This window comes from Gillisia limnaea DSM 15749 (assembly GCF_000243235.1).
In the GTDB taxonomy this organism is placed as follows: domain Bacteria; phylum Bacteroidota; class Bacteroidia; order Flavobacteriales; family Flavobacteriaceae; genus Gillisia; species Gillisia limnaea.
The window spans coordinates 1,897,791-1,920,297 of the sequence record NZ_JH594606.1 but is presented as its reverse complement, the minus strand read 5'-3'; the positions used below and the strand labels follow the sequence as shown (position 1 = coordinate 1,920,297).

The window sequence follows — 22,507 nt, the reverse complement described above, 5'->3', positions numbered from 1 at the left end:
ATTGAGGGTTTTATTCCCCTAACCTTACCGCGAAATTTTAAAAGTTTTTATAAATTCATTCCTCGTGGGATTGCCCCGAGGTTTTGATTGTTTTCTTCTGTTTTGTTTTTACAAAAAAATGCTCCCATAAAAAAAGCATCATGTAACCACTGCTTTTTAAAATTCCGAAGTCCAGAAAGCGGTTATATATTTGATAATTATATTTAATCAGTGCCCATTTATTGGTAGAAATGCCGTTTTTCCTTATCCTGTAACAAGCCAGAGGCTGTTGGATCCCTTTACCAAATTTCACCTTTTTTAATACCGAAAGCCATAAGGCCCAATCCTGTCTTTTTCGGAGCAGCGGACTGTAAATTTTACCGGTTTTTGAAACATCATACATTCCGGTAAGGTTGCCAACGTAATTTGCTTTCAGCAATTTTTTGTAACTAAGCTTTTGTGGAGCAACAATGCTTTTTGAAAGATACGCACCACTTTCAGAAATCAAGTGGTAGCTTGAAAAACTCATCGCCAGCTGGTCCTCTGCCATGAATTTTATCTGGACTTCCAGTTTTTGGGGTAGCCAGAGATCATCTGCATCCAGAAAAGCTATAAAATCACCTTTTGCAGCGGTTATCCCTTTATTTCTTGTGGCACCTGCACCTTCATTTTTTAAATTTTTCAATAATTGAACCCTTGGTTCCAACTTTATAATATTTTCGACAATGGAGCAAGTTTCATCTGTTGAAAAATCATCAATAACAAACAGTTCCCAGTTCTTATAGCTTTGATTCTGTACCGAGGCGATCGCTTCCGTAATAAAATTTGCAGAATTATAGGCGGGCATAATCACAGAAACCAATTGCTCATTCATCCTGATGTGGTTTTTAGCGCCTTATATGCCTTGCGAAGTCCTTGTGCTCACTTTTAAACAATTCCTCCTTTGTGAGGCCTTTAAAATAGTTATAGGTGAGCTCCATTCCCTCACTTCTGGAAACTTTGGGTTCCCATCCAAGGATATTTTTGGCTCTGGTAATATCCGGTTGACGTTTTAACGGATCATCCTCGGGCAAAGGTTCGTAAACTATTTTTTGAGTTGAATTAGTAAGTTTAATGATCTCTTCTGCAAACTGTTTAATCGTGATTTCATCGGGGTTTCCAATATTTACAGGATCGCTGTAATCACTAAGCAATAAGCGGTAAATTCCTTCAACCTGGTCATCTACATAACAAAAAGAGCGGGTTTGAGAGCCCTCCCCAAAAACGGTAAGGTCTTCTCCACGCAAGGCCTGACCAATAAATGCGGGGATTACCCGTCCGTCATTTAAACGCATTCGTGGACCGTATGTATTGAAAATACGCGCTATACGGGTTTCAACGCCGTGAAACCTGTGATAGGCCATCGTCATGGATTCCTGAAAACGCTTTGCTTCATCATACACCCCACGTGGTCCTATAGAATTCACATTTCCGTAATAATCTTCATTTTGAGGATGCACAAGCGGATCACCATATACCTCAGACGTAGAAGCGATAAGGATTCGTGCCTTTTTTTCCTTTGCCAGACCCAATAAATGCAAAATCCCCAATGATCCAACTTTTAAAGTTTGAATGGGGATTTTTAAATAATCGATTGGACTTGCAGGGGAGGCAAAATGGAGAATATAATCCAGGTCTCCGGCAACATGAACAAATCTCGTTACATCATAATGATAGAATTCAAAGGTTTCCTCTTTTAGCAAATGGTCAATATTTTTCATATCGCCCGTGATAAGGTTATCCATTCCTATTACTTCAAAACCTTCTTTGATGAACCTGTCACATAAATGAGATCCCAAAAATCCAGCCGCTCCTGTGATCAATATTCTTTTTGCCATAAACTGTTATATGTTACTGATAAGATCCGTTTTATATACTAATAGTTTCTGTTTGATAGACGTCCCTTACGGCTTCTTCCCAAGGTACCGGAGTGAACTTTAGGGTTTTTATCAGCTTTTGCTTGTCCAATACACTATACCGTGGTCTGGCTGCAATTGTTTTATAGGAATTATCCTTGTTAAGCTTAATTTTCTCAAGGTTGTTTGAGACCCTTAAAATTTCTTCGGCAAATCCATACCAGGTTGTTTCTCCCAAATTGCTAAAATGATACAGGCCATAATCTGAATTTTTTTCGCGGATAAGTTTTAAGACCAATTGTGCCAAATGATTTGCATTGGTGGGCGTTCCTGTTTGCTCTGTGGTAATATTCAAAATTGCCTTTTCAGCAGCTTTCTTTAGGATGGTATTGTAAAAATTATGACCAAATTCTGAAAATAACCAGGAAGTCCTAAAAATAAAATATTCGTTCATATTTGCCTGAATATAGGTTTCTCCTTTAAGTTTTGAAGCCCCGTAAACATTGATAGGGTTAGTGCTATCTGTTTCAAGATAGGGTCTGCTTGTCTTTCCGTCAAAAACATAATCTGTGGAGATATGGATTAAAACCGTCCTGTTTTTTTTACAAATTTTAGCAAGATTTTTAACCGCATCGGCATTGATCTTCAAGGCTTTTTCCTGTTCAGATTCGGATTTTTCTACATTGGTATAGGCTGCAGTGTTGATGCAATAATCAATTCGTTTGCTCTTAAAACATTCCTCAAGATCACACTGTGAAGTAATATCGATTTCCGAAGAATCCATGAAAAGCCAGTCGATAGAATCTTCGGCCTTAGAAAGTCTTTTAATACAGGATCCCAATTGACCCGAGGCACCGGTGACTAAAACTGTTTTCATATTGAGTTTTTATTGGTTTGGGTAACTTCAAATGTCTTAGGTGAGCAGGTTCATAAAAATCCTGAGTTTCCTAAATGTATTATTGAAAAAATTCTTTTAATGTTGGTAATTTAAGGTCTTTTTCAGATAAAATCATTTTTTCTTCCAGAAATCCCCAGTCTATTGCAAGTGAAGGATCATTATAGATAATCCCGTATTCTGATCCCGGATAATAAAACCGGTCACATTTATAGGAAAAAACCGAAGTTTCGGAAAGCGTTATAAACCCATGGGCAAAACCCTGCGGAACAAAAAGCTGATGCTGATTCTCTTCATTCAGAATAATTTTGTGTACTTTCTTGAATGTTGGAGAGTCCTGCCTAAGATCAACCACCACATCCATGACTTCTCCGTAAATAACACGCACCAGTTTTGCCTGTGCAAAATCCCCTGCCTGAAAATGCAGACCTCTTAAAACCCCTTTTTTTGAGACTGATTGATTGTCCTGAACAAATTCAATATCCAGACCCGTGGCTTCCTTAAATTTCTCTTTATGATACGCTTCCATAAAAATTCCCCGGTGATCCTTGAATATATCTGGAGTTACCACGAAGCAATCTTTTAATGGAGTTGGCTGAAATTGCATAGATTTATTATGAATTGAATATTTGTTCCAATATTTTTTCTGTGATAAGATAGGTAGGTTTTACCCCGGTAGTTCCCAATCCACCCGATGCCAGAGTGCTCCCGGTTATCAAAGGATTATCTGAAGCATAATAGGCATAACGCACTTTTACGTTCTCGTTTATATTTCCGCGAAGTTTTGAGGCAGCCTGAATCGCTTTTTGATAATGAGCACCTTCCATTTCGAGGCCTACAACATTCCAGGTTGATTCCTGAAAAAACCTCAGAATATCCTTATTCTGTAAAGAAGTTCCCAATACCGTGATCATAGATCCATCAACCACTTTAATTTGGCTTTCTTCAAAATCAGATTTTTTTAGTTCGTTGTTAAAGGGATAATTATCTGCAGTACCTTCAAACAAATGGGCAGAAGGGATCATAATATCGCCTTTTCCTCCATCTAAGATTCCTGCTTTTCCCATGATGGAAATTGAACTCGCATTTAAATGGATCTCATTTTCCTCAAAAGTATAAGGTTTCAGGAGTTCATCCATGGTTTCGTAAGCCTGTTCTCCAAAAGCATAATCCATTACTACAATCACAGGTTTTTCATCTTCTGGTTTATCTTCAAATACAGAATTTCTGTAACCATTTTTTAATTTGGAGGTGTCAAATATCTGTACATCGATGTAAGCCCCACTAAAATCTTCAAGAAATTTCATGCCGTTTTCCAAAGCCACTTTCATCACCTTATTGCGCAATTGCCCGTTGGCAGTATCGCTTAGTTCTGCATATAGTTCCATCGAACTTTTCTTCTTCAACTCCTCTTTTAAAGCTATTGGAGCATACAAAGTGTTCATCACGCTATGCATATTTGCACTTATAATATGGATGGGACGATGCATTAAGTTGTTGTCCAGCAAATGCTTTTTAATGGAGTCTGCCCAAATCTCTCCGTGGATGTGATGACCAAGGCGTTCCCTAAGAACAGGGCTAAAAGTAACAATGCGTTTATTGGATTCGATGGTTTCTTCAATAGCCAATTTACCCAGCCAGTAGATGATATGTAAAAAACGCTCCTCATTTTCGGGAATCATGAATTTTGGGTACAGCATTGTAACCTCCTTAAAGGTTCTTCCCAGGATATTTGAAGTATGCGTTAAGGCTATTTCACGTTCTATTTGTGAAAGCTCTTTTTTAAGCACTGCTTCTTCAAGTTTTTTCCAATCCCTAGTCATCTCACCATCTTCATCAATAATCACCCTTCGCATTATTTTATGCGACTCCATAAACAAAAAGGTCAAGTGCGTAAGGATATCGTAGATCTCAGACCGTCCTCTGGTGATCTCAATATTCATTTGTTCCTCATCGATCCTGTAACAATTTCTACGTCTTTTTGGAGGGACAATAGGCTTAAAATGTGAATTGGCATAGCCTTCATCACTGGTTAAGTTAATATACCTGCATTCTTCAATTCCTTTTGGCAAACGGTCTATAACATATAAAAGCCCTTCCAGTTCCACTTTTTCATCGGCTATTGAGCCATAAATTTCGGGCCTTAGTGTCAAAAGAGATTCCCTTAAGGTATCTCCAGAAATTCCCATTGGCTTATAAAATCCGCGATTGAACAAATGCCGCATGGTGATATACATGCGTTCAATGGCATTGGTGCTTTCCTGTGCCCGGGTTCTCCCCATCAATTTAAAATTTCCCATTCTAATCTATTTCTTTTTTATTTTCTCGAGATCATCGGCAATTTTTCGATCGTTTGATAATCTTGGTAATTTGTTTTGTCCTCCCAGTTTTCCTATAGATTTCATATACTTCTGAAATCCATTTTCTGGAATTGTTGTTACTTTTAACTTCTGAAGTATACTGCCTTCAATTAAATCAAAATAATAGGAATTTTGCTCTTGCATGGACCTGTCAAGGATCTCGATAAATTCATTCATATTTTCAGGTTCCTGCTCAAATTCCACAAACCATTCGTGATATGGTAATTGATCTCCATTTGGAGTAATTTGCGGAGCCACGGTAAATTCTGAAATTCTTGCAGCAGTTTTTTCTGTAGCTTCCTGCATTGCAAATTCCACTTCTTTTGCTATCACATGTTCTCCAAAAGCCGAAATAAAGTGCTTGATCCTTCCGGAAACCATGATACGGTAGGGTGCTAATGAGGTAAACTGAATGGTATCTCCAATATTATATCCCCATAAACCTGCTGTTGTAGAGATGATCATCACGTAATTAATCCGTTTTTCAACCGCCCCAATTCCTAATCTGGCAGGATTTTCTTCAAAAAATTCATCTGCTTTTATAAATTCATAAAATATTCCTGAATCCAGCTGAAGCAACATTCCTTTTTCATCCTGTTTATCCTGAAACGCAAAAAACCCTTCTGAAGCAGGGTATAACTCAATACTATCAACTTTTCTACCTATCAGGTTTTCAAATTTTGCGCGATAGGGTTCATAATTCACCCCGCCATAAATAAACAGGTTGAAATTAGGAAAAAGATCGCCTACAGCTTTTCCTGTTTTTTGATGAAGTCGTTCAAAATACATTTGCACCCAGGAAGGAATTCCGCTTATCACAGTCATATCCTCTGCTTTTGTTTCCTCCACAATCGCATCCACCTTGGTTTCCCAATCTTCAATACAATTGGTTTCCAGCGTGGGCATTCTATTCTTTTGAAGATAACTGGGAACATAATGCGCTACAATTCCCGAGAGTCTTCCCAGTTTCACTCCATTTTTATCTTCCAGTTCCGGACTTCCCTGTAAAAAGATCATTTTACCATCCACAAAATCAGCTTTCCCTGTTTCCGCTATATAACAAAGAATAGCGTTTCTGGCAGCATTAATATGCGTTGGCATGGATTCTTTGGTAAGCGGAATATACTTTGCTCCACTTGTTGTTCCAGAGGTTTTTGCATAATAAAGAGGTTTTCCGGGCCATAAAATATCTTTTTCGCCGGCAACCATTTTATCTACATAAAACCGAAGCTCTTCATAATCTCTTACAGGAACATTTTTGATAAAATCCTCATGGGAGGAGATATTTTGGAAATTGTGGTCTTTTCCAAACCGGGTATTTTTTGCAAATTTTATAAGATCCTGAAATACCCGTTCCTGGGTTTCTAAAGGATGCGTGGCCCACGAATCTATTTTATGCCGGATATATCTGGCAAATAGTTTAGCTGAAAAGGATTTTATAGACATAAATTTTTAATCAAAATCAATATAATCTGTTGGATTTACAGGATTTCCTTCTTTCCATAGTTCAAAATGAAGATGGGGACCTGTACTGTATTCTCCGGTAGAGCCAGCGGCGGCAATCACTTCGCCGGATCTCACAAAATCACCCTGCTCCTTGGCAAGGGAAGAGTTGTGTTTATAAACGGAAATCAGGCCGTAATTATGTTCTATGATCATGACATATCCGGTACGGGCACTCCATTCTGCAAAGATCACCCTGCCATCGGCAACTGCTTTAACCGGTGCATTTTTTGGAACAACTACATCTACTGCAAAATGCCGGGTTTTAATATCATATTTTTCAGAAATTGATCCCTTAACCGGCGGAAATAATGCAAATTCCATCTCGGAACCGGCTGTTTCAAAAATATTATATTTATCCTCTTGTGCAACCTGATCCCTTAATAGAGAATCTGCACGGGAAGGGTTTAAATTTATTGGGGAAGGATCATTTTTTCCCCGCTTTACCACAGAATCCCTATTTAAACCTGTGCTATCCAATTCACCCGTCAATACACGTTTTACCGACTCGTAGTATTGGTTGTTCAACATCAGGACTCTTTGAAGGGAATCTGTTTTATAGGCCAACTCTGTAGCCTGTCTTTTCAGCTTTGCGGAAGAGTATCCGGGAATATATTCCCTTAAACCGGTAAAGGCTATTAAAAATGTAGTGCCCGCGATTAAGATGATCGCACTTAGCGTTAACACAACAAATACATTAAGACGGGTTAGCTTAAAGGATAATCGCTCTTCAAAAGTATCTTCATTTAAAATTACAAGCCTGTATTTATGCAGTAATTTAGTGGCGAATTTTTTCTTATCTTTTTTATTACCCATTTTTTTTGAAGCTTTTACAAAGATAGTATAAAGTTAAATTTATACTATTTTATTGTTGGAAAACGTTTGTTTCAAGGATTTCTTAGTAAGTTTGTAAGACAAAACTTTTTATTATGAACGCACTGATTTTACCACTGATGATAGGAGCACCACAAATTATTCTAATTGTTATAGTTATATTGCTCTTATTTGGTGGCCGTAAAATACCAGAATTGATGAGAGGTTTGGGTAGCGGAATAAAAGAATTTAAAGATGCTTCCAAAGATGATGATTCTGACAATAAGAAGAAGGTACCTGAAGAAAACAAGTAGTACTTTCTATAACCCTTTAAAAAAGCCCAATTTGAAATTGGGCTTTTTTTTATTCTATTTTCGCCGATTTGAGGATAGCTTCCAGTTCAAACATATTATCCCGTTTTGCTGTTGACGGTGAAAATGCAAAACCTTCCAAAATCAGGTATCGGTTATTTGCACTATCACGTACCGCATAATTGATAAATGGACCCGCCATAAATGCATTTTTCACCTCCCAGGTACCTTTTGTTTCGTAAGCGAACTTTTTGTCAATCTCACTTTCAAATAAATAAGGAGCGTACGCCTCCTCCGTGATCATATAGCTTCCTTCAAGAGGTCCGGGAATGTGCGTCTTCCCAATAGAATCCCTCATTCTTATAATATTGGAAACCACACTGGAATCATTTTCTATGGAACTTATAGGAACCTGATACACCATAATTTCCATATTACCGCTTGGGATATCCTTTCTTATCCAAAAGAAATCCTCATCTTCAATCGCGTATCTGTAGGCAGAAGGAAATTTCAGGGAAACCCCAAATTGCTTTTTCAACTTCTCATCATTCTTCAGGGATTTATGGATCCTTCGTTGTTTTTCCTTTACTTCGGTAGTCTTCAAAATATCGATGATACTATCTGAGTGTTTATTGATTTGATCTACTATTTCCTGTGGGTTATTTCCGGAGATTAAAATTCCGGTTTGAGGATGGGCGAAAGGATCATTAAAAACCTTAAAATTTGCAGGTTTATCAGATTCGATTTTTACGAACAATCTGTTTTTTCGCACAAATCCGGAAAAGGCTTCCGGAGGCATTTGGTTCAAAGAAAATAAGGGTTCTTCCTGCGGCAATCCATCTACGGCTGCAGCCAGATTTTTACGAAGAGCCTCACCTACCTGTCCTTCCCATTTTTCATTTTCAATTATTACAGAAACGTTATTGATGTTTCCTGAGGAATTTGTAAGGATAATTTCATTCTGATTTTCAGAATCATTACAGCTTACAAAAAGTGAGGCTGCAATCATTCCAAAGAATATAAAATTCTTCATATACTGGTTTTTAAAAGAAGCTCCTATCCTCGTGAAAGTTTTAGGACCGTCCCTGGTTTAAGGTTTGTATTGGTTATTCCATTCCAACTCCTCAAATTTTGTACCGTAATTCCAGGGAACTTCTTAGAGATACTCCAGAGAGAGTCTCCGCTTTTGACTGTATATGATTTTGTTTCGGTTGTATTGTTAGATCTTTCATTGGCAGAACTTGCAAGGCTCACGGGCTTTCGGGAATAAATAGTAAGATATTGACCCACCCTTAAGTTGTTTCCGCTAAGGCTATTCCAGCTCTTTATACTGCTAATTCCTACACCATATTTTTGAGCGATCTTTCCAAGATAATCACCACTTTTTACACGATATCTCACCTTGTCTTCAGCTTCAACATAAGTTGGCATTGCTTTTTCATTTACTACCAACTCGGTTTTAGCGAAATTATAAATAGCATCCTCGTTATTTACAAACATTCCAACGCTTTTTCTAGGCATCCGGAGCGCATAGGCTTCATCTTCAACATAAGGAATGATATCCAGTTTATAACTGGGATTTAAAAACTGCAACATCTCCTTTTCTACCCCGGTTACCTTTGATATATGATCGAAAGTAAGCAATTGTTTCACGTGGATGGTATCGGTTTCAAAAAATGCCAATTCAGGCTTTTCAGGCTGGAAACCATGTTCCTCTGCATATTCAAATAAATATAATGTAGCCAGGAACGCTGGAACATATCCCGCGGTTTCTCTTGGTAAATAGGAACGTAATTTCCAATAATTGGTAGATCCCCCACTACGACGGATGGCTTTGGAAACATTTCCCGGACCGGAATTATACGATGCCAGCACCATGTCCCAGTCCCCAAAGGTGCGGTAAAGACTGGCAAGGTATTGCACCGCGGCTTCTGTAGCCATAATTGGATCCATTCGTTCGTCTACATAAGAACTCACATCCAGACCCTGCATTTTTCCGGTTGCAAACATAAACTGCCAGAGTCCTGTAGCTCCCATATGAGATTTGGCCCTGGGATTTAAAGCAGATTCCACGATGGCCAGATATTTAATTTCCAGTGGAACATCATACCTGTCCAATTGCTGTTCGAACATTGGGAAATAATATTCGCTTAAAGCCATTAGACGCTCCATAGACTTCTTATTGCGCTTTAAATAAGATTTTATTACGCTTTCCAGAATTGGATTATACTCTACATTGAAAGGAGTTCGTGCATTTAATTTTGCAAGTCTTGCTTTTAAGGTATCTGTAGGCAATTCTTTATAGACCACTTCAGAATAGTCCTGTTCCCGGATCTCGCGTTGCATCTTTTCAAAAAGATCTGAATTCAACAACTCTGATTTCCAAACCGAATCTATGGCTGCAGCCTTTGGCAGGTCTTGAAAATTTGATAGTTCATCAACTTTTGCCCCTATAGGCAATCGGTTTTTAAATTCGGGATCCGGTTTTAGCAATTTTATGCTGCTGCTGTCCTTTTTTTCAAAAACCTGAACCCTGAAATTTGCTTTCTGAGTATTATTAGCCTTGGCCGTATTTATTTGTTTATTTGGTTTTTGAGCATAGACACCTAAAAAAACAAACAACATCAGGAAAGAGATCGTTTTTTTCATTTCGCCGTTGTATTATGGTTGAGAACGGATTTTTTTAAATTTTAGTACCTACTCTCCGGAAATTGCCTCGATCCCGGGCAAGGATTTTCCTTCCAGCATTTCAAGCATAGCACCACCTCCGGTAGAAACATAACTCATTTGATCTTCAAGACCAAATTTTTTCACAGCAGAAACCGAATCCCCTCCACCAACCAGAGAAAATGCACCATTTTTAGTAGCTTGTCCAATAGCTTTTCCAAGTTCTATTGTTCCTTTTGAAAAAGCATCCATCTCAAAAACACCTATAGGGCCATTCCAAAGTATGGTTTTAGATTTAGCGATCACATTAGAAAAACTTTCAATGGTTTTTGGGCCTGCATCAAGTCCCATCCATCCATCTGGAATATTGTCTATGGGAGTGATATTGGTATTGGCCAATTCAGAAAAACTGTCGGCAATCACAGAATCAATTGGCAAATGGATCTCCACACCCATTTTTTCTGCTTTTGCAAGAATTTCCAATGCCAGCTCCTGTTTATCTTCTTCAATTAGTGAACTTCCTACATTTCCTCCACGAGCTTTTATAAAGGTAAAAGCCATTCCTCCACCAATAATAAGATGGTCAACTTTTCCAAGAATATTCTCTATTACGGTAATTTTTGAAGAAACTTTAGCACCTCCTAAAATTGCAGTTACAGGTTTCTCTGCAGATTTTAAGACCTTATTCAAACTTTCAATTTCCTTTTGAAGCAAATATCCAAAACATTTATCTTCAAAATATTTTGCGACAACAGTGGTAGAAGCATGAGCCCTGTGGGCTGTTCCAAAAGCATCATTTACATAGATATCTCCAAGTTTTGAAAGTTGTTTGGCAAAATCTGAATCTCCTTCTGTCTCCTCTTTATGATATCTAAGATTTTCAAGTAAAAGAACCTCACCAGGTTTTAAGTTATTGGCGGCCTTCTCTGCAACTTCCCCTACACAATTGTTTACAAATTTTACATCTACGCCAAGAACTTCAGATACCTTTCCAACAATTTGCTCAAGAGAATACTTGGATTCATTGTTCTCTGGCCTTCCTAAATGAGACATTAAAACAACGCTTCCGCCGTCTTTTAATATTTTTTCAATCGTAGGTTTAGCAGCTTCAATCCTGTTAGCATCACCTACCTTCCCGTCTTTATCTACAGGAACATTAAAATCTACGCGAATTAATGCTCGTTTGTTTTTAAAATTAAAATCGTCAATTGTTTTCATCTTCTTTTAGTGTCTATAGTTCCGCGACATTATCGGGAATAATTAATTAAATTTCTTCAGTTATTTGACCAGATCCTTATTTGGCCATTTTTTAGGGGGTATGTATATTACAAATATAAATTTTTCTGAAGATATAAAGTGGAGATTAATTTTATCTTTGCTTATGCTTTTTTCTGAAGTTTTAGGCTTACCCCACATCAAAAATCATTTAACCACTACCGCAGATAGAGGACGCATTCCACATGCACAACTATTTACCGGAAATCATGGCAGCGGGATACTCCCCATGGCAATCGCCTATGCCCAATATATTTTATGCGAAAATTCAGGTGGTGAAAACATCTCCGGAATACAGTCCTGTAATAGCAGGTTTAAAAAATTAGCCCATCCGGACCTTCATTTCGCGTTTCCTGTAGCAACAACAGATACCATAAAAAAGCACCCAGTTTCGGGAAATTTTATGGATTCCTGGCGGGAATTTATCCATGAGAATCCCTACGGGAGTCTTTTTGACTGGTACCTCAAGCTTGGAATTGATAATAAACAAGGACAATTAGGTGTGGATGAAGCGCAGGAAATTGTAAAATCCCTTTCGCTAAAATCCTATGAAGGTGGTTATAAAGTGATGCTTATCTGGATGGCCGATAAAATGAATACAGCCTGTTCCAATAAACTTTTAAAACTTATCGAGGAACCACCGGATAAAACTCTGTTTATTTTAATAGCCGAAGACGAGGAGCAAATTATTCAAACCATAAGATCCCGTTGTCAAATTCTTCGATTTCCTCCGCTTGCCGAAACGGTAATTGCTCAGGAATTAGAGAAAAACAAGAAAATTGATGCTCTTTCAGCAAAAAAAATTGCCATCCAGGCCAATGGAAATTTTGCGCAGGCACTGCATATTTTAAAAAATGATTCCGGCGATGAACAATTTGAAATCTGGTTCATTTCCTGGGTGCGAAGTGCTTTTAAAGCAAAAGGCAATAAAGCCGCAATTCATGATTTGATAGATTGGAGTGCAGAAATTGCAGGAATTGGCCGTGAAACCCAAAAAAGCTTTTTAGCCTATTGTCTTGATTTTTTCAGACAAGCTTTAATGTTCAATTATAATGCAAAAGACCTGGTCTATCTACAACCGAAATCGGCTACTTTCAAGATGGAAAAATTTGCCCCTTTTATACATGGTGCAAATATTTTAGCGATCACTTCTGAAATCCAGGATGCCATGTATCATATTGAACGAAATGGAAATGCAAAAATCATACTTACAGACTTATCAATAAAACTAACCCGACTTTTACATCAAAAAGCAGCTTAATCGTTAAAATATGCTAAACCTTCAAACCTATATTACGGAGATCTTAATTCTCGTCTTTATTCTTATCACGTTTTTACAATCCGGAATCGATAAAATAACCGACTGGAAAGGAAATACAGGATGGCTTAAGGAACATTTTTCTAAAACATTTTTAGCCGGGCAGGTACCTTTGATGGTAGGTACCATACTAATTCTTGAGGTAATAACAGGTATTTTGGCTGTTGTTGGGATCTTTCAATTGATCACAACCGGAGAACTTCTTTTCGCACTTTACACCTGTATATTAGCGGCAATCACTTTGTTAATGTTATTGTTCGGACAAAGAGTGGCGAAAGATTATGTTGGAGCTTTTACCATTTGTGGATATTTTATAGTGGTTATTTTTGGTGTATATATTCTTTCCTAAATTATAACCAGAAACTTAGACTCAACTTCAATTTTCCATATAAAAAAACGCATCAGACTTATAGCCTGATGCGTTTTTTTTATGTGCTAAAGGGGGGACTAAAGAAATAATTTATTCTTTATAACCTTCATTAAGTTTTTCAAGGATTACCTCTGTGATATCCAAACCTTCTTCAGCATACATAATATTTGCAGATTCGTTTGAACCAAAAATATAGGTGTAATCATTCTCTTCACCATATACTTTCACGTAGTCCTTCACCTTATTCACGATAGAATCGATTACCGCGTCGCTTTCACTGCGCAATTGATTACCCATCATTTGTTGCTGCTGCTGAATAGTTTGCTGCTTTTGCATTAATTCCTGCTCTTTTTCCTGTCTTTGAGCAGTAGATAACGTACTCATATTTTCCTGGTATGCCTGAACTTCTGCCTGGAAACTTTGAGCCAAAGAATCCAATTCTCCTTTGATCCTGTCGGATTTTGATGTGAATTCAGATTCCACATCTTTCATCTCCTTATATTCCTGAATAAGTTTGGTCGTATCTACATACGCGGTTTTTTCCTGATTACAACTTGTAAGACCGGCAGCTACTAAAACTACCAATATTAATTTTTTCATGATTTTAATTTTGTTTAGCCGCAAAAGTAACAAAGTAAGATTGTAAAAAATAATTAATTTTCGAAATTACTAATTATAATTAAATTCTATAGTAACGGTCGCAAAAATAGTAAATTGAAATAGAAAACGCATTGATGCAAGCTTCTCAGGTCAATTTCCAGACGAAAAACTAGGTGCAGGTTATTGATTAAGCCAATAATCGCTTAAAACAGCTTAAAATGAGTTTTATTTTGATTTTCGGAAGAAATACACCAACGAGGAATACTCTGTAGTTGATCGCGCTTTAAAATTCGATTTAAACCCGATTGCAATTGCTTTTAAAAAATTGCTTGTCCCTGTTTTATATTTTTCGGAAAGAAGGCTTACATAAAAGGAATCAAAAATTAATGGTTTGAGATCGGTCTGTTTAAACCCGTATCCCGAAAAAAGGTGTTTAAAGCTTTGTTGCGAAAAATGCCAAAGATGCCGGGGGACATCGTAAGCTGCCCAAAATTCTTCGTAATATTGGGCATCATAACTCTTATAATTTGGAACCGCAATTATCAATAATCCATTTTTCTTGAGAAGGTGTTCCAATTCGATTATCTGACTTTTTAAATCGTATACATGTTCAAGAACATGCCACATCGTTATTACATCAAATTTTTCCGACTTGAAGTTGTGGGAATTTACAGACAATTTAATTCCTTTTTCCAAAGCTCTTTTTCGGGCTTTTTTATCGGGCTCTATTCCGTGAACTTTCCATCCCCTCTTTTTTGCCTCGTTTAAAAAATCACCTGTTCCAGCTCCAATGTCCAGAATAGTTCCTTTTTCCGTAACTTTTCTTTCTATCCATTTCAGCTTTTTTAAAAGCATGTGTTTTTTAACCTGATGATAGATCTTCTCTATCAAAGATTTTTTGGAATCGGTATGTGAAATGTAATCTTCGCTTTTGTAATATCCGGGGATTTTTTTTAAATCAGGTTTGGGAAAAGTAGCAAGCATTTGTTTTTCAGGGTCAAATAACAAATCGAATTGTTCCTTTGAAACCGTATGATCTTTACACGAGATAAAAACTGAATTTTTATTTTGTATACCGGATTCTATCATTGAATTTATTGCTGTACTTTTTTAAAATAAAACATATTTCAAAATTGTTCCACGTGAAACAATCTGTTTTTATCTTCCCATATAAACCAATAGAACCGAAACATCGCTAGGACTCACACCGCTTATTCTTGAAGCCTGGGACACTGTAACAGGTTGGATCCTATTCAGCTTTTCACGAGCTTCATAAGACATGGATTTAATGTGAGAATAATCGAAATTTTTAGGAATCTTAACCTCTTCTAAACGATGTAACTTATCGGCGTTATTCTTTTCCTTATCTATATATCCGGAATACTTTATTTGAATCTCAGTTTGCTCCAGCATCTCTTCATTCAAATCATGTTCTGCTACATATTCCTTTACCCCGGGAAATGTTTTAACATCCTCCATCGTAATATTTGGTCTGGAAAAGATCTTAAAAATCTTATCGCTTTGTTTCATTACGGCAGAATCTTTTGACTCTAAAACAGGGTTTGAAAATTCTGGAACCACACTTGTTTCTTTTAAAAAATTCACGAACCCAAAAGATTTCTCTTTCTTCTCTTCCATTTTTCGCATCCTTTTTTCACCAGCCAACCCTAATTTATAGGATTTTTCAGTTAACCTGAAATCGGCATTATCCTGCCGAAGCAACGTCCTGTATTCTGCTCTGGAAGTAAACATCCGGTAAGGCTCCTCGGTTCCTTTTGTGATTAAATCATCAACCAGAACCCCGATATAAGCTTCGTCTCTTTTCAAAATAAAAGGATCTCTTTCCTGAACTTTTAGCGCGGCATTTATACCGGCCATCAAACCCTGGGAGGCTGCTTCCTCATAACCGGTAGTTCCATTGATTTGACCGGCAAAAAATAAGCCTTCAACCAATTTTGTTTCCAGGGTATGCTTTAACTGAGTAGGTGGAAAATAATCGTATTCAATAGCATATCCCGGTCTAAAAAATTTCACTTTTTCAAATCCGGCTACAGATTTTAAAGCTTTGTACTGAACATCTTCAGGAAGGGAAGTTGAAAACCCATTTACATACATCTCTACCGTATTCCAACCTTCAGGCTCAACAAATAATTGATGCCTGTCCTTATCGGCAAACCTATTGATCTTATCTTCTATAGACGGGCAATATCTTGGCCCAATACTTTTAATCCTACCGTTGAACATTGGAGAACGGTCAAAACCTTCTTTCAATATATTATGCACCTCATTGGAGGTATATGTCATGAAACAGGAACGTTGTTTTGCCAGAGGTTTTGTTTCATCCAGATAAGAGAATTTGGAAGGAATTTCATCACCGGGTTGATCCACCATTTTTGAATAATCCAATGAACGCCCATCAACTCGCGGAGGTGTTCCGGTTTTCATTCTGCCGGATTCAAATCCAAGCTGAACAAGTTCTTCTGTTATTCCCGTAGCAGCTCTTTCCCCTGACCGACCGCCACCAAAATTTTTATCTCCAATATGAATGAGGCCATTTAAAAATGTACCGTTTGTAAGCACCACAGATTTCGCCCTTACTTCAAGTCCAAGAGAAGTTCGCACCCCGGCTATTCTATTTTCTTCCACGATTAAACCGGCCACCATTTCCTGATAAAAATCAAGATTTGCAGTATTCTCAAGCCGCAATCTCCAGTGTTCAGCAAACATCATTCTATCACTTTGAACCCTGGGGCTCCACATGGCAGGACCTTTGGATTTATTGAGCATTTTAAACTGAATGGCACTGGTGTCACTCACCAATCCGCTATAACCACCAAGGGCATCAATTTCGCGAACAATTTGTCCCTTTGCAATTCCGCCCATAGCGGGATTACAACTCATTTGTGCAATATTTTGAAGATTCATGGTGATAAGCAAGGTGCTGCTTCCCATATTGGCCGCTGCTGCTGCTGCCTCACTTCCGGCGTGACCGCCTCCTACCACAATTACATCATATTCCTTATCAAACATATAACTTCTTTATTTTCTATTGTTCCACGTGGAACAATTTAAGTTTTTCCTCTTCTTTACCTCTCATCAAAGTGGATTCTTCTTCACTTTTGTCTTTGTATCCACAAAGGTGCAAAACCCCGTGGATTATAACCCGTCGCAATTCTTCCTCAAAACTAACATTGAATTCCCTTGAATTTTCCTCAACCCGTTCCGTGCTTATATAAATATCGCCCTGTAGTATATTCCCTACAGAATAATCAAAAGAAATGATATCGGTATAGGTGTCATGGTCCAGATATTTCATATTTATATCCAGCATATAATCATCATTACAAAAAATATAACTAATCTCTTCCAGCTTTTTGCCTTCCGATTCAATTACACCTTCTATCCAAATTCCATAAGATTTCTCATGATCCAGTTGGAACTCATTTTCCGAATAAAAATTAATTTTCGACTCCTTCAAAATACCGCTTTACTTTTTCTTTATAAACAGGGCGCAAAGGTAAGGTTTGTCTGTTTAAAATTTCTGTAGAATTAAAATATTCTTTTGCCCTAATGATTTGGTCTTTAGCACGGTTCTCATAAATATTCTCATTAGTTCTGGAAGTTCTCCTTTCCTCTTCCTCCTGCTCCATCACGGCACTTTCAAGTTGAAGCAATCTATGCACGATCCGGTTCATCCTTTCGAGCGTCTCCGTATTAAATCCTTTTTCAAGCACATCCCTTTCCAAATTCTCCATTTCCCTTAACAAACCGGAATTTTTCTTATCCAAACCACGCTCCTTTAACGCATCTTCCAGTTGCTGCCTAAGCATTTGTTGTTCTTTGAATATCTCATACAACTCACCGCTCATCTCTTCGCCCAATTTATCCGCTCCCTTTTCCTCTCCATTTTGATTTCCGTCTTTAGCATCTTTTCCTTCACCTTCTTTGGGTTCCTCTCCTTTACCCTGAGACATTCCCTGCTGCATTTTTTCCTTTAACTGTTCCTGGGATTGAATTATATCGGGAAGCTGCATTCCTTTTCCATCCCCACCAGATCCTGGCTGCGGATTTGCCATTTCCTGCATATTGCTCAAAACATCACTCAGCATTAAAGCCAGCTCATTGGTTCCTGTCATCACGTATTGTTGACTCGCAGTACCCTGCGGTAATTGATGTTCAGCAAGACGTTCCAGAGATTTATCTATATTGAACTCAATATCTGTTAATTTGGAGGTGATCTTCTCTGTGATCATTGGATTGTTTAGCGCCAGAGAAAAAATACTATCGTCTATATGGCGGAAGTGTTCCTTTAAAACCTGCTGCTTCCTCAATTCCTTGGCGTACCCAGGATTGTTGATCCTTATATCCCTGAAATTAAGTAGTAAATCTTCCTGTTCAAAGGAAAAAACAATTAGGTTACTAAGAATTTGCCGCATACTTTCAATATTGGCATTTAGTTGTTCCCCCTGAGCCATCATTTGAGAAGCTTTCATTTTCTTACTCATCTCCTTCATTTTTTCTGCGGCTTTCTGCTGATTCTTTCCGGCATCCTCTGCCTTATTATTTTCAAGATTTTTTTCCGCCTGTTGTTGCTCTTCCTTAATTTCCTCTTCCTTTTCCTCTTCCCTTCCAAGATCCATCGGCTTCTTTAAATTCTCATTTTCCTTTTCCAACACCTCCATCTGTTTCTGAAATTCTTCAAATTCCTTTGATATTTCTTCCTGATTTTCGACAGAATTTAATGAATCCTGATCTTTTAAAGCCTCCTGCTTCTGAGCTGATTCGCTTAGATCGTTTGCAAGTTTTTGGGTTTTTTCCTGAACGTAATACCGCTTGGTCAACTCCAGGAGTTGCTCGAGGTTCTTTTGTTCGGTGCTGTTTTGTTTGGAGAGTTTTTCAAGCTTTTCGGTTAATTCCTCCCGACTGATCTTATCCGAATATTTTTGCAATTCTTCCAGTAAGGCTTCGCTTTCCTGAAGCCGTTTCTCATTCCGTTCCAACCTTTCTTTAAGTTCCTCTTTAAACTCGCTGCTTTCCTTAGTCCCAACTTTATCCTCCAGACTTCGCTTCAACTTTTCAGAATAATTCTTCATCATTTCTGTTTGTTGCTTTTGGCGCTCCAAAAAACTATCTAGTTTTTTCCTGTCGTTGTAATTAAGCTGCTCTTTTTGTTTCTGAAGCTGGGAAAGTTCCTTTAATTCCTGTTCTGAAAGCTGCATTTTATCAAGACTCTGTGTTAGATTTTCTATAGATTCCTCCTGTTGCTGAAGCCGTTCTTCTACGATCTCATTATCAGATTTTTCCCTGAAATTAAAAATTTCACTTTTGCTTCGCTTAGCTCCCCGAATTCCGTCGTTATCGAAAACCTCAAAATAAACATTGTACTCTTTTCCCTTTTCCAAAGATAAATTTCCGGGAAATGAGCTAAGAAATTCATTAAAAACCTGATTCTCTATTGAAATTTCGATTTTTTCAGCTTTATCCTCTTCATTATCAGTATAATAAACCATATTTAGGGCAGAAACTGCGTGATCATCTGAAACCTTTCCGAAGAAATAAAGACTTTCCCCGTCAATACTATCAATTTTATGTTCTACCGTTATCTGTGGAAACTGATCCTTTATTACAGAAATAGAATATTCCAGCATCTCATGATCTTTTACCCGGGAATTTGAAGTTTTGATCTTGTACTCAAAATTTGAATATACAGGTTTGGTGAGACTAAAACTGGCATCCTTCCTACCAAACTGAATCGTGCTGTCCTTTAAAACAAAAGCAACCTCATCTGTAGATTTTGTGTTTAGCTCCCAGGAAACCTTTGTGCCTTCAGGGATATTTACATTTCCCGTTCCTTTAACTGTTTCAGATTTCTTTTGGATGTACTTTGGATACTCGAGATGCATTTGAAAATCCAATAATTTAGGCACCGCCAAAACCTCGATTTTATAATTCCGCGATCTAACATTATTAGAGCTCAAATAAAACTCTACGTCTTCTTTAATTCCGCGGAAATCATATTCAAATTCATTGACTCCAAAAGATTTTAAATAATACATCTCCCCATTATAATGGATCGTGATTGTTTCCGGAACCAGCTTCCCACTGGTTTTAACTTCCAGTTTAAGATCCTTCCCCTCTTCTACTAAAAATTCATCATTATTTAAAATAAAGGAAAAAGGAGCCGGTGGTTCATAGATGGTTTTATAGTGGACCACGCGGGAATAACTATCTGAAAAAACCGAAGAATTCCCTGTGAGCAAAAAAGCAAGAATAATGATAACCGGAAATGCGGCATATTTCAAATACCTAAGACTGGATTTAAAATTAACGGCAAATATAAAAGGTACAGGTTTTAATTCCCGGGATTTTTGAGCGATGCTTGCAAGCAACAAATCCGATTTTTCAGTAGAATTTTGTAATTGCAGTACATTAAGCAGCTTATCGTTTACTTCAGGGAAATGCTTTCCTACCATTCTGGAAGCTTCTACCAGGGTTATCCCTTTTAATAATTTAAAGAGCTTAGCCAGCGGAACCAAAATGAACTTAAATAACAATCCTGCAGAAACCACTATAAATATCCAAAAGAGTAAACTTCTGCCGGCGGGTGCCAACCAGAAAAAGTATTCGATAAGCAGAATAAGTATTAGATAAAAAAGCCAGATAGAAAAGAACAAAATACTGCCCTTCAGCAATTCATTTATATAAAATCTTCTTATAAATGCTGATAACTTCTGCTGAATAAAATTGAAATCCTCCATGATTTTTCCGCCTTCCTTTCCCGGTATTAAAACTACGAATTTCTTATAACTTTCCCATATTTCTTTCTATGAAGATGAGATCCTTAAAAAATGCAAAAAGATGCTTTCTCCTAACAGGCTATAAAAATGGTGAAAACCTTTAGAATCCATTACCTTTGTACTTAAAATTCACAATTATGTCAGCTAAAGTACGCGTACGTTTTGCACCAAGTCCAACAGGACCTTTACATATAGGTGGTGTAAGAACAGCATTATATAATTATTTATTCGCAAAAAAACACAACGGAGATTTCCTTTTAAGAATAGAGGATACAGACCAAAACAGGTTCGTGGAAGCCGCCGAGCAATATATTATCGATGCCCTAAACTGGTGCGGAATCCCGTATGATGAAGGCCCCGGAAAAGAGGGAGATTATGGTCCATACCGCCAAAGTGAACGCGCACATTTATATAAAGAATATGCAGATAAATTAATAGAAACCGGTAATGCCTATTATGCCTTTGATACTTCAGAAGCATTGGAAGAGCACCGAAAGGATCACGAAGAAAAAGGAAAAACCTTTATATACAACTGGCATAACCGCCTAAAACTGAATAATTCCTTATCCCTATCTGAAGATAAAGTAAGGGAAAACCTGGATCAAGATGTACCTTATGTAATTCGTTTTAAAGCGCCGGAATCTGAAACGCTGGAGCTTCACGACGAAATTAGGGGGAATATGGAAATAGACACCGCTGTTTTAGACGATAAAGTGCTTTTTAAAAGTGATGGTATGCCAACCTATCATCTGGCAAATATTGTTGATGATCATTTAATGGAAATTTCGCACGTGATTCGCGGTGAGGAATGGCTTCCTTCCCTTGCTCTTCACGTATTGATTTACCGGGCATTTGGATGGACAGCTCCAAAATTCGCCCATTTACCTCTTATTTTGAAACCTGAGGGAAAAGGAAAATTAAGCAAACGCGATGGAGATAAAATGGGCTTCCCTGTATTTCCTTTGGAATGGAAAGATCCTAAAACGGGTGAGATTTCAGCGGGATATCGTGAAGAAAATTACCTTCCGGAAGCTCTTGTAAATATGCTAAGTCTCCTGGGATGGAATCCGGGTACGGAACAAGAATTTTTTAGCCTGGATGAATTGGTTGAAGCCTTTGAAATATCCAGGGTTCATAAATCTGGGGCCAAATTTGATCCTGAAAAAACAAAATGGTTTCAGCAACACTATTTGCAATTGAAACAAGACTATGATCTGGCAAAGGAGTTTCAGAGAATACTGGAATTAAGAGAGATTTCTTTTAACCTCGTATATGTTATAGAAGTGGTGAACCTTTTAAAGGAGCGTGCGGTTTTTGTGGACGATTTCTGGGAATTAGGAAGTTATTTCTTTGAGGCACCTAAAGAATTTGATGAAAAATCTGCAAAAAAGGCCTGGAAAGAGGACAGTGCAGAGATCATGGAAAAACTAACCCAAACCATCTCAGAAATCAAAACTTTTGAAGCTGAAAACATCCAGAATGAGGTCAAATCCTGGATCGCATTAAATGAAATTGGTTTTGGAAAAGTGATGCAACCTTTCAGGCTTTCTCTTGTAGGTGCAATGCAAGGTCCCGATGTTTTTGAAATTGTTGCAATGTTAGGAAAAGAAGAAACCCTAAAGCGGATTAAGTACGCTGTAAGTACTCTTAAATAGATAAATCCAATCCCTGTAGCAAGCTTGCGAGCTTTGTTATAAGGAAGAAAAATCCCTGATTTTGATGGG

At 37.7% G+C, this 22,507-nt stretch carries 19 protein-coding genes; 4 read left to right on the top strand and 15 right to left on the bottom strand.

The genetic code is table 11. From position 1 onward, the window contains the following. Positions 1–55: 55 nt before the first annotated feature. The 7 genes from GILLI_RS10340 to GILLI_RS10310 all read right to left on the bottom strand — a co-directional run bounded on the left by GILLI_RS10340 (position 56) and on the right by GILLI_RS10310 (position 7,448). On the bottom strand, positions 56–853 hold the full coding sequence (locus GILLI_RS10340; RefSeq protein WP_006989061.1) for a glycosyltransferase family 2 protein: 798 nt from the start codon (positions 851–853) through the stop codon (positions 56–58). Between the two features lie 13 nt (positions 854–866). Next, positions 867–1,856, bottom strand: a complete 990-nt coding sequence (locus GILLI_RS10335; RefSeq protein WP_006989060.1) for a UDP-glucuronic acid decarboxylase family protein — start codon at positions 1,854–1,856, stop codon at positions 867–869. 31 nt (positions 1,857–1,887) lie between these two features. Beyond that, a complete protein-coding gene (gene rfbD, locus GILLI_RS10330) occupies positions 1,888–2,751 on the bottom strand; it encodes a dTDP-4-dehydrorhamnose reductase (RefSeq protein WP_006989059.1) in 864 nt (287 codons plus the stop codon). A gap of 79 nt (positions 2,752–2,830) precedes the next feature. Further along, positions 2,831–3,376, bottom strand: coding sequence for a dTDP-4-dehydrorhamnose 3,5-epimerase (rfbC, locus tag GILLI_RS10325; protein ID WP_006989058.1), 546 nt, complete (start codon positions 3,374–3,376; stop codon positions 2,831–2,833). A 7-nt stretch (positions 3,377–3,383) separates the two neighbouring features. Continuing rightward, a complete protein-coding gene (locus tag GILLI_RS10320; protein ID WP_006989057.1) occupies positions 3,384–5,069 on the bottom strand; it encodes a DUF6909 family protein in 1,686 nt (561 codons plus the stop codon). 6 nt (positions 5,070–5,075) lie between these two features. Next, on the bottom strand, positions 5,076–6,575 hold the full coding sequence (locus tag GILLI_RS10315) for a GH3 family acyl-acid amido synthetase (protein WP_006989056.1): 1,500 nt from the start codon (positions 6,573–6,575) through the stop codon (positions 5,076–5,078). Positions 6,576–6,581: 6 nt separating this feature from the next. Then, positions 6,582–7,448 (bottom strand): M23 family metallopeptidase, encoded by an 867-nt coding sequence (locus GILLI_RS10310; RefSeq protein ID WP_006989055.1) that lies wholly within the window; start codon positions 7,446–7,448, stop codon positions 6,582–6,584. A gap of 113 nt (positions 7,449–7,561) precedes the next feature. Here GILLI_RS10310 and tatA point away from each other — a divergent pair, with 113 nt between their 5' ends. Continuing rightward, a complete protein-coding gene (gene tatA / locus GILLI_RS10305; protein WP_006989054.1) occupies positions 7,562–7,759 on the top strand; it encodes a twin-arginine translocase TatA/TatE family subunit in 198 nt (65 codons plus the stop codon). Between the two features lie 49 nt (positions 7,760–7,808). On the opposite strand, the gene GILLI_RS10300 is transcribed toward tatA, so the two are convergent. From GILLI_RS10300 to GILLI_RS10290, 3 genes are read right to left on the bottom strand one after another with little or no spacing between them, the layout of a single operon-like run. After that, positions 7,809–8,789 carry a DUF4837 family protein gene (locus tag GILLI_RS10300; RefSeq protein WP_006989053.1) on the bottom strand — a complete coding sequence of 327 codons (981 nt, stop codon included), beginning with the start codon at positions 8,787–8,789 and terminating at the stop codon, positions 7,809–7,811. 23 nt (positions 8,790–8,812) lie between these two features. Further along, positions 8,813–10,405, bottom strand: a complete 1,593-nt coding sequence (locus GILLI_RS10295; protein WP_006989052.1) for a lytic transglycosylase domain-containing protein — start codon at positions 10,403–10,405, stop codon at positions 8,813–8,815. Positions 10,406–10,453: 48 nt separating this feature from the next. Further along, positions 10,454–11,641, bottom strand: a complete 1,188-nt coding sequence (locus tag GILLI_RS10290) for a phosphoglycerate kinase (RefSeq protein ID WP_006989051.1) — start codon at positions 11,639–11,641, stop codon at positions 10,454–10,456. A gap of 163 nt (positions 11,642–11,804) precedes the next feature. Here GILLI_RS10290 and GILLI_RS10285 point away from each other — a divergent pair, with 163 nt between their 5' ends. Both GILLI_RS10285 and GILLI_RS10280 read left to right on the top strand, forming a co-directional pair. Further along, positions 11,805–12,959: a DNA polymerase III subunit gene (locus GILLI_RS10285; protein ID WP_006989050.1), complete on the top strand. Its 1,155-nt coding sequence runs from the start codon at positions 11,805–11,807 to the stop codon at positions 12,957–12,959. A 10-nt stretch (positions 12,960–12,969) separates the two neighbouring features. Continuing rightward, positions 12,970–13,365 carry a hypothetical protein gene (locus tag GILLI_RS10280; RefSeq protein ID WP_006989049.1) on the top strand — a complete coding sequence of 132 codons (396 nt, stop codon included), beginning with the start codon at positions 12,970–12,972 and terminating at the stop codon, positions 13,363–13,365. Between the two features lie 111 nt (positions 13,366–13,476). Here the strand turns inward: GILLI_RS10280 and GILLI_RS10275 are convergent, their stop codons facing one another. The 5 genes from GILLI_RS10275 to GILLI_RS10255 form a co-directional block, all read right to left on the bottom strand. After that, positions 13,477–13,986, bottom strand: coding sequence for an OmpH/Skp family outer membrane protein (locus GILLI_RS10275; protein WP_006989048.1), 510 nt, complete (start codon positions 13,984–13,986; stop codon positions 13,477–13,479). A gap of 225 nt (positions 13,987–14,211) precedes the next feature. Next, a complete protein-coding gene (locus tag GILLI_RS10270) occupies positions 14,212–15,075 on the bottom strand; it encodes a class I SAM-dependent methyltransferase (protein WP_006989047.1) in 864 nt (287 codons plus the stop codon). 69 nt (positions 15,076–15,144) lie between these two features. Continuing rightward, positions 15,145–17,016, bottom strand: coding sequence for a tRNA uridine-5-carboxymethylaminomethyl(34) synthesis enzyme MnmG (gene mnmG / locus GILLI_RS10265; RefSeq protein ID WP_006989046.1), 1,872 nt, complete (start codon positions 17,014–17,016; stop codon positions 15,145–15,147). A gap of 16 nt (positions 17,017–17,032) precedes the next feature. Further along, positions 17,033–17,464: an rRNA maturation RNase YbeY gene (gene ybeY, locus GILLI_RS10260; protein WP_006989045.1), complete on the bottom strand. Its 432-nt coding sequence runs from the start codon at positions 17,462–17,464 to the stop codon at positions 17,033–17,035. Continuing rightward, complete coding sequence (locus tag GILLI_RS10255; RefSeq protein ID WP_006989044.1) at positions 17,445–20,744, bottom strand: hypothetical protein; 3,300 nt, start codon at positions 20,742–20,744, stop codon at positions 17,445–17,447. Before GILLI_RS10255 ends, ybeY begins: the two co-directional genes overlap by 20 nt. A 176-nt stretch (positions 20,745–20,920) precedes the next feature. Here GILLI_RS10255 and gltX point away from each other — a divergent pair, with 176 nt between their 5' ends. Further along, positions 20,921–22,438 (top strand): glutamate--tRNA ligase, encoded by a 1,518-nt coding sequence (gene gltX, locus GILLI_RS10250; RefSeq protein ID WP_006989043.1) that lies wholly within the window; start codon positions 20,921–20,923, stop codon positions 22,436–22,438. The last annotated feature ends 69 nt before the right edge of the window (positions 22,439–22,507 follow it).

Bases quoted from the DNA above. Each gene is read 5' to 3' on its own strand.
- GILLI_RS10340 (WP_006989061.1), bottom strand. From the start codon at position 853: ATGAATGAGCAATTGGTTTCTGTGATTATGCCCGCCTATAATTCTGCA.
- GILLI_RS10335 (WP_006989060.1), bottom strand. From the start codon at position 1,856: ATGGCAAAAAGAATATTGATCACAGGAGCGGCTGGATTTTTGGGATCT.
- rfbD (WP_006989059.1), bottom strand. From the start codon at position 2,751: ATGAAAACAGTTTTAGTCACCGGTGCCTCGGGTCAATTGGGATCCTGT.
- rfbC (WP_006989058.1), bottom strand. From the start codon at position 3,376: ATGCAATTTCAGCCAACTCCATTAAAAGATTGCTTCGTGGTAACTCCA.
- GILLI_RS10320 (WP_006989057.1), bottom strand. From the start codon at position 5,069: ATGGGAAATTTTAAATTGATGGGGAGAACCCGGGCACAGGAAAGCACC.
- GILLI_RS10315 (WP_006989056.1), bottom strand. From the start codon at position 6,575: ATGTCTATAAAATCCTTTTCAGCTAAACTATTTGCCAGATATATCCGG.
- GILLI_RS10310 (WP_006989055.1), bottom strand. From the start codon at position 7,448: ATGGGTAATAAAAAAGATAAGAAAAAATTCGCCACTAAATTACTGCAT.
- tatA (WP_006989054.1), top strand. From the start codon at position 7,562: ATGAACGCACTGATTTTACCACTGATGATAGGAGCACCACAAATTATT.
- GILLI_RS10300 (WP_006989053.1), bottom strand. From the start codon at position 8,789: ATGAAGAATTTTATATTCTTTGGAATGATTGCAGCCTCACTTTTTGTA.
- GILLI_RS10295 (WP_006989052.1), bottom strand. From the start codon at position 10,405: ATGAAAAAAACGATCTCTTTCCTGATGTTGTTTGTTTTTTTAGGTGTC.
- GILLI_RS10290 (WP_006989051.1), bottom strand. From the start codon at position 11,641: ATGAAAACAATTGACGATTTTAATTTTAAAAACAAACGAGCATTAATT.
- GILLI_RS10285 (WP_006989050.1), top strand. From the start codon at position 11,805: ATGCTTTTTTCTGAAGTTTTAGGCTTACCCCACATCAAAAATCATTTA.
- GILLI_RS10280 (WP_006989049.1), top strand. From the start codon at position 12,970: ATGCTAAACCTTCAAACCTATATTACGGAGATCTTAATTCTCGTCTTT.
- GILLI_RS10275 (WP_006989048.1), bottom strand. From the start codon at position 13,986: ATGAAAAAATTAATATTGGTAGTTTTAGTAGCTGCCGGTCTTACAAGT.
- GILLI_RS10270 (WP_006989047.1), bottom strand. From the start codon at position 15,075: ATGATAGAATCCGGTATACAAAATAAAAATTCAGTTTTTATCTCGTGT.
- mnmG (WP_006989046.1), bottom strand. From the start codon at position 17,016: ATGTTTGATAAGGAATATGATGTAATTGTGGTAGGAGGCGGTCACGCC.
- GILLI_RS10255 (WP_006989044.1), bottom strand. From the start codon at position 20,744: ATGGAGGATTTCAATTTTATTCAGCAGAAGTTATCAGCATTTATAAGA.
- gltX (WP_006989043.1), top strand. From the start codon at position 20,921: ATGTCAGCTAAAGTACGCGTACGTTTTGCACCAAGTCCAACAGGACCT.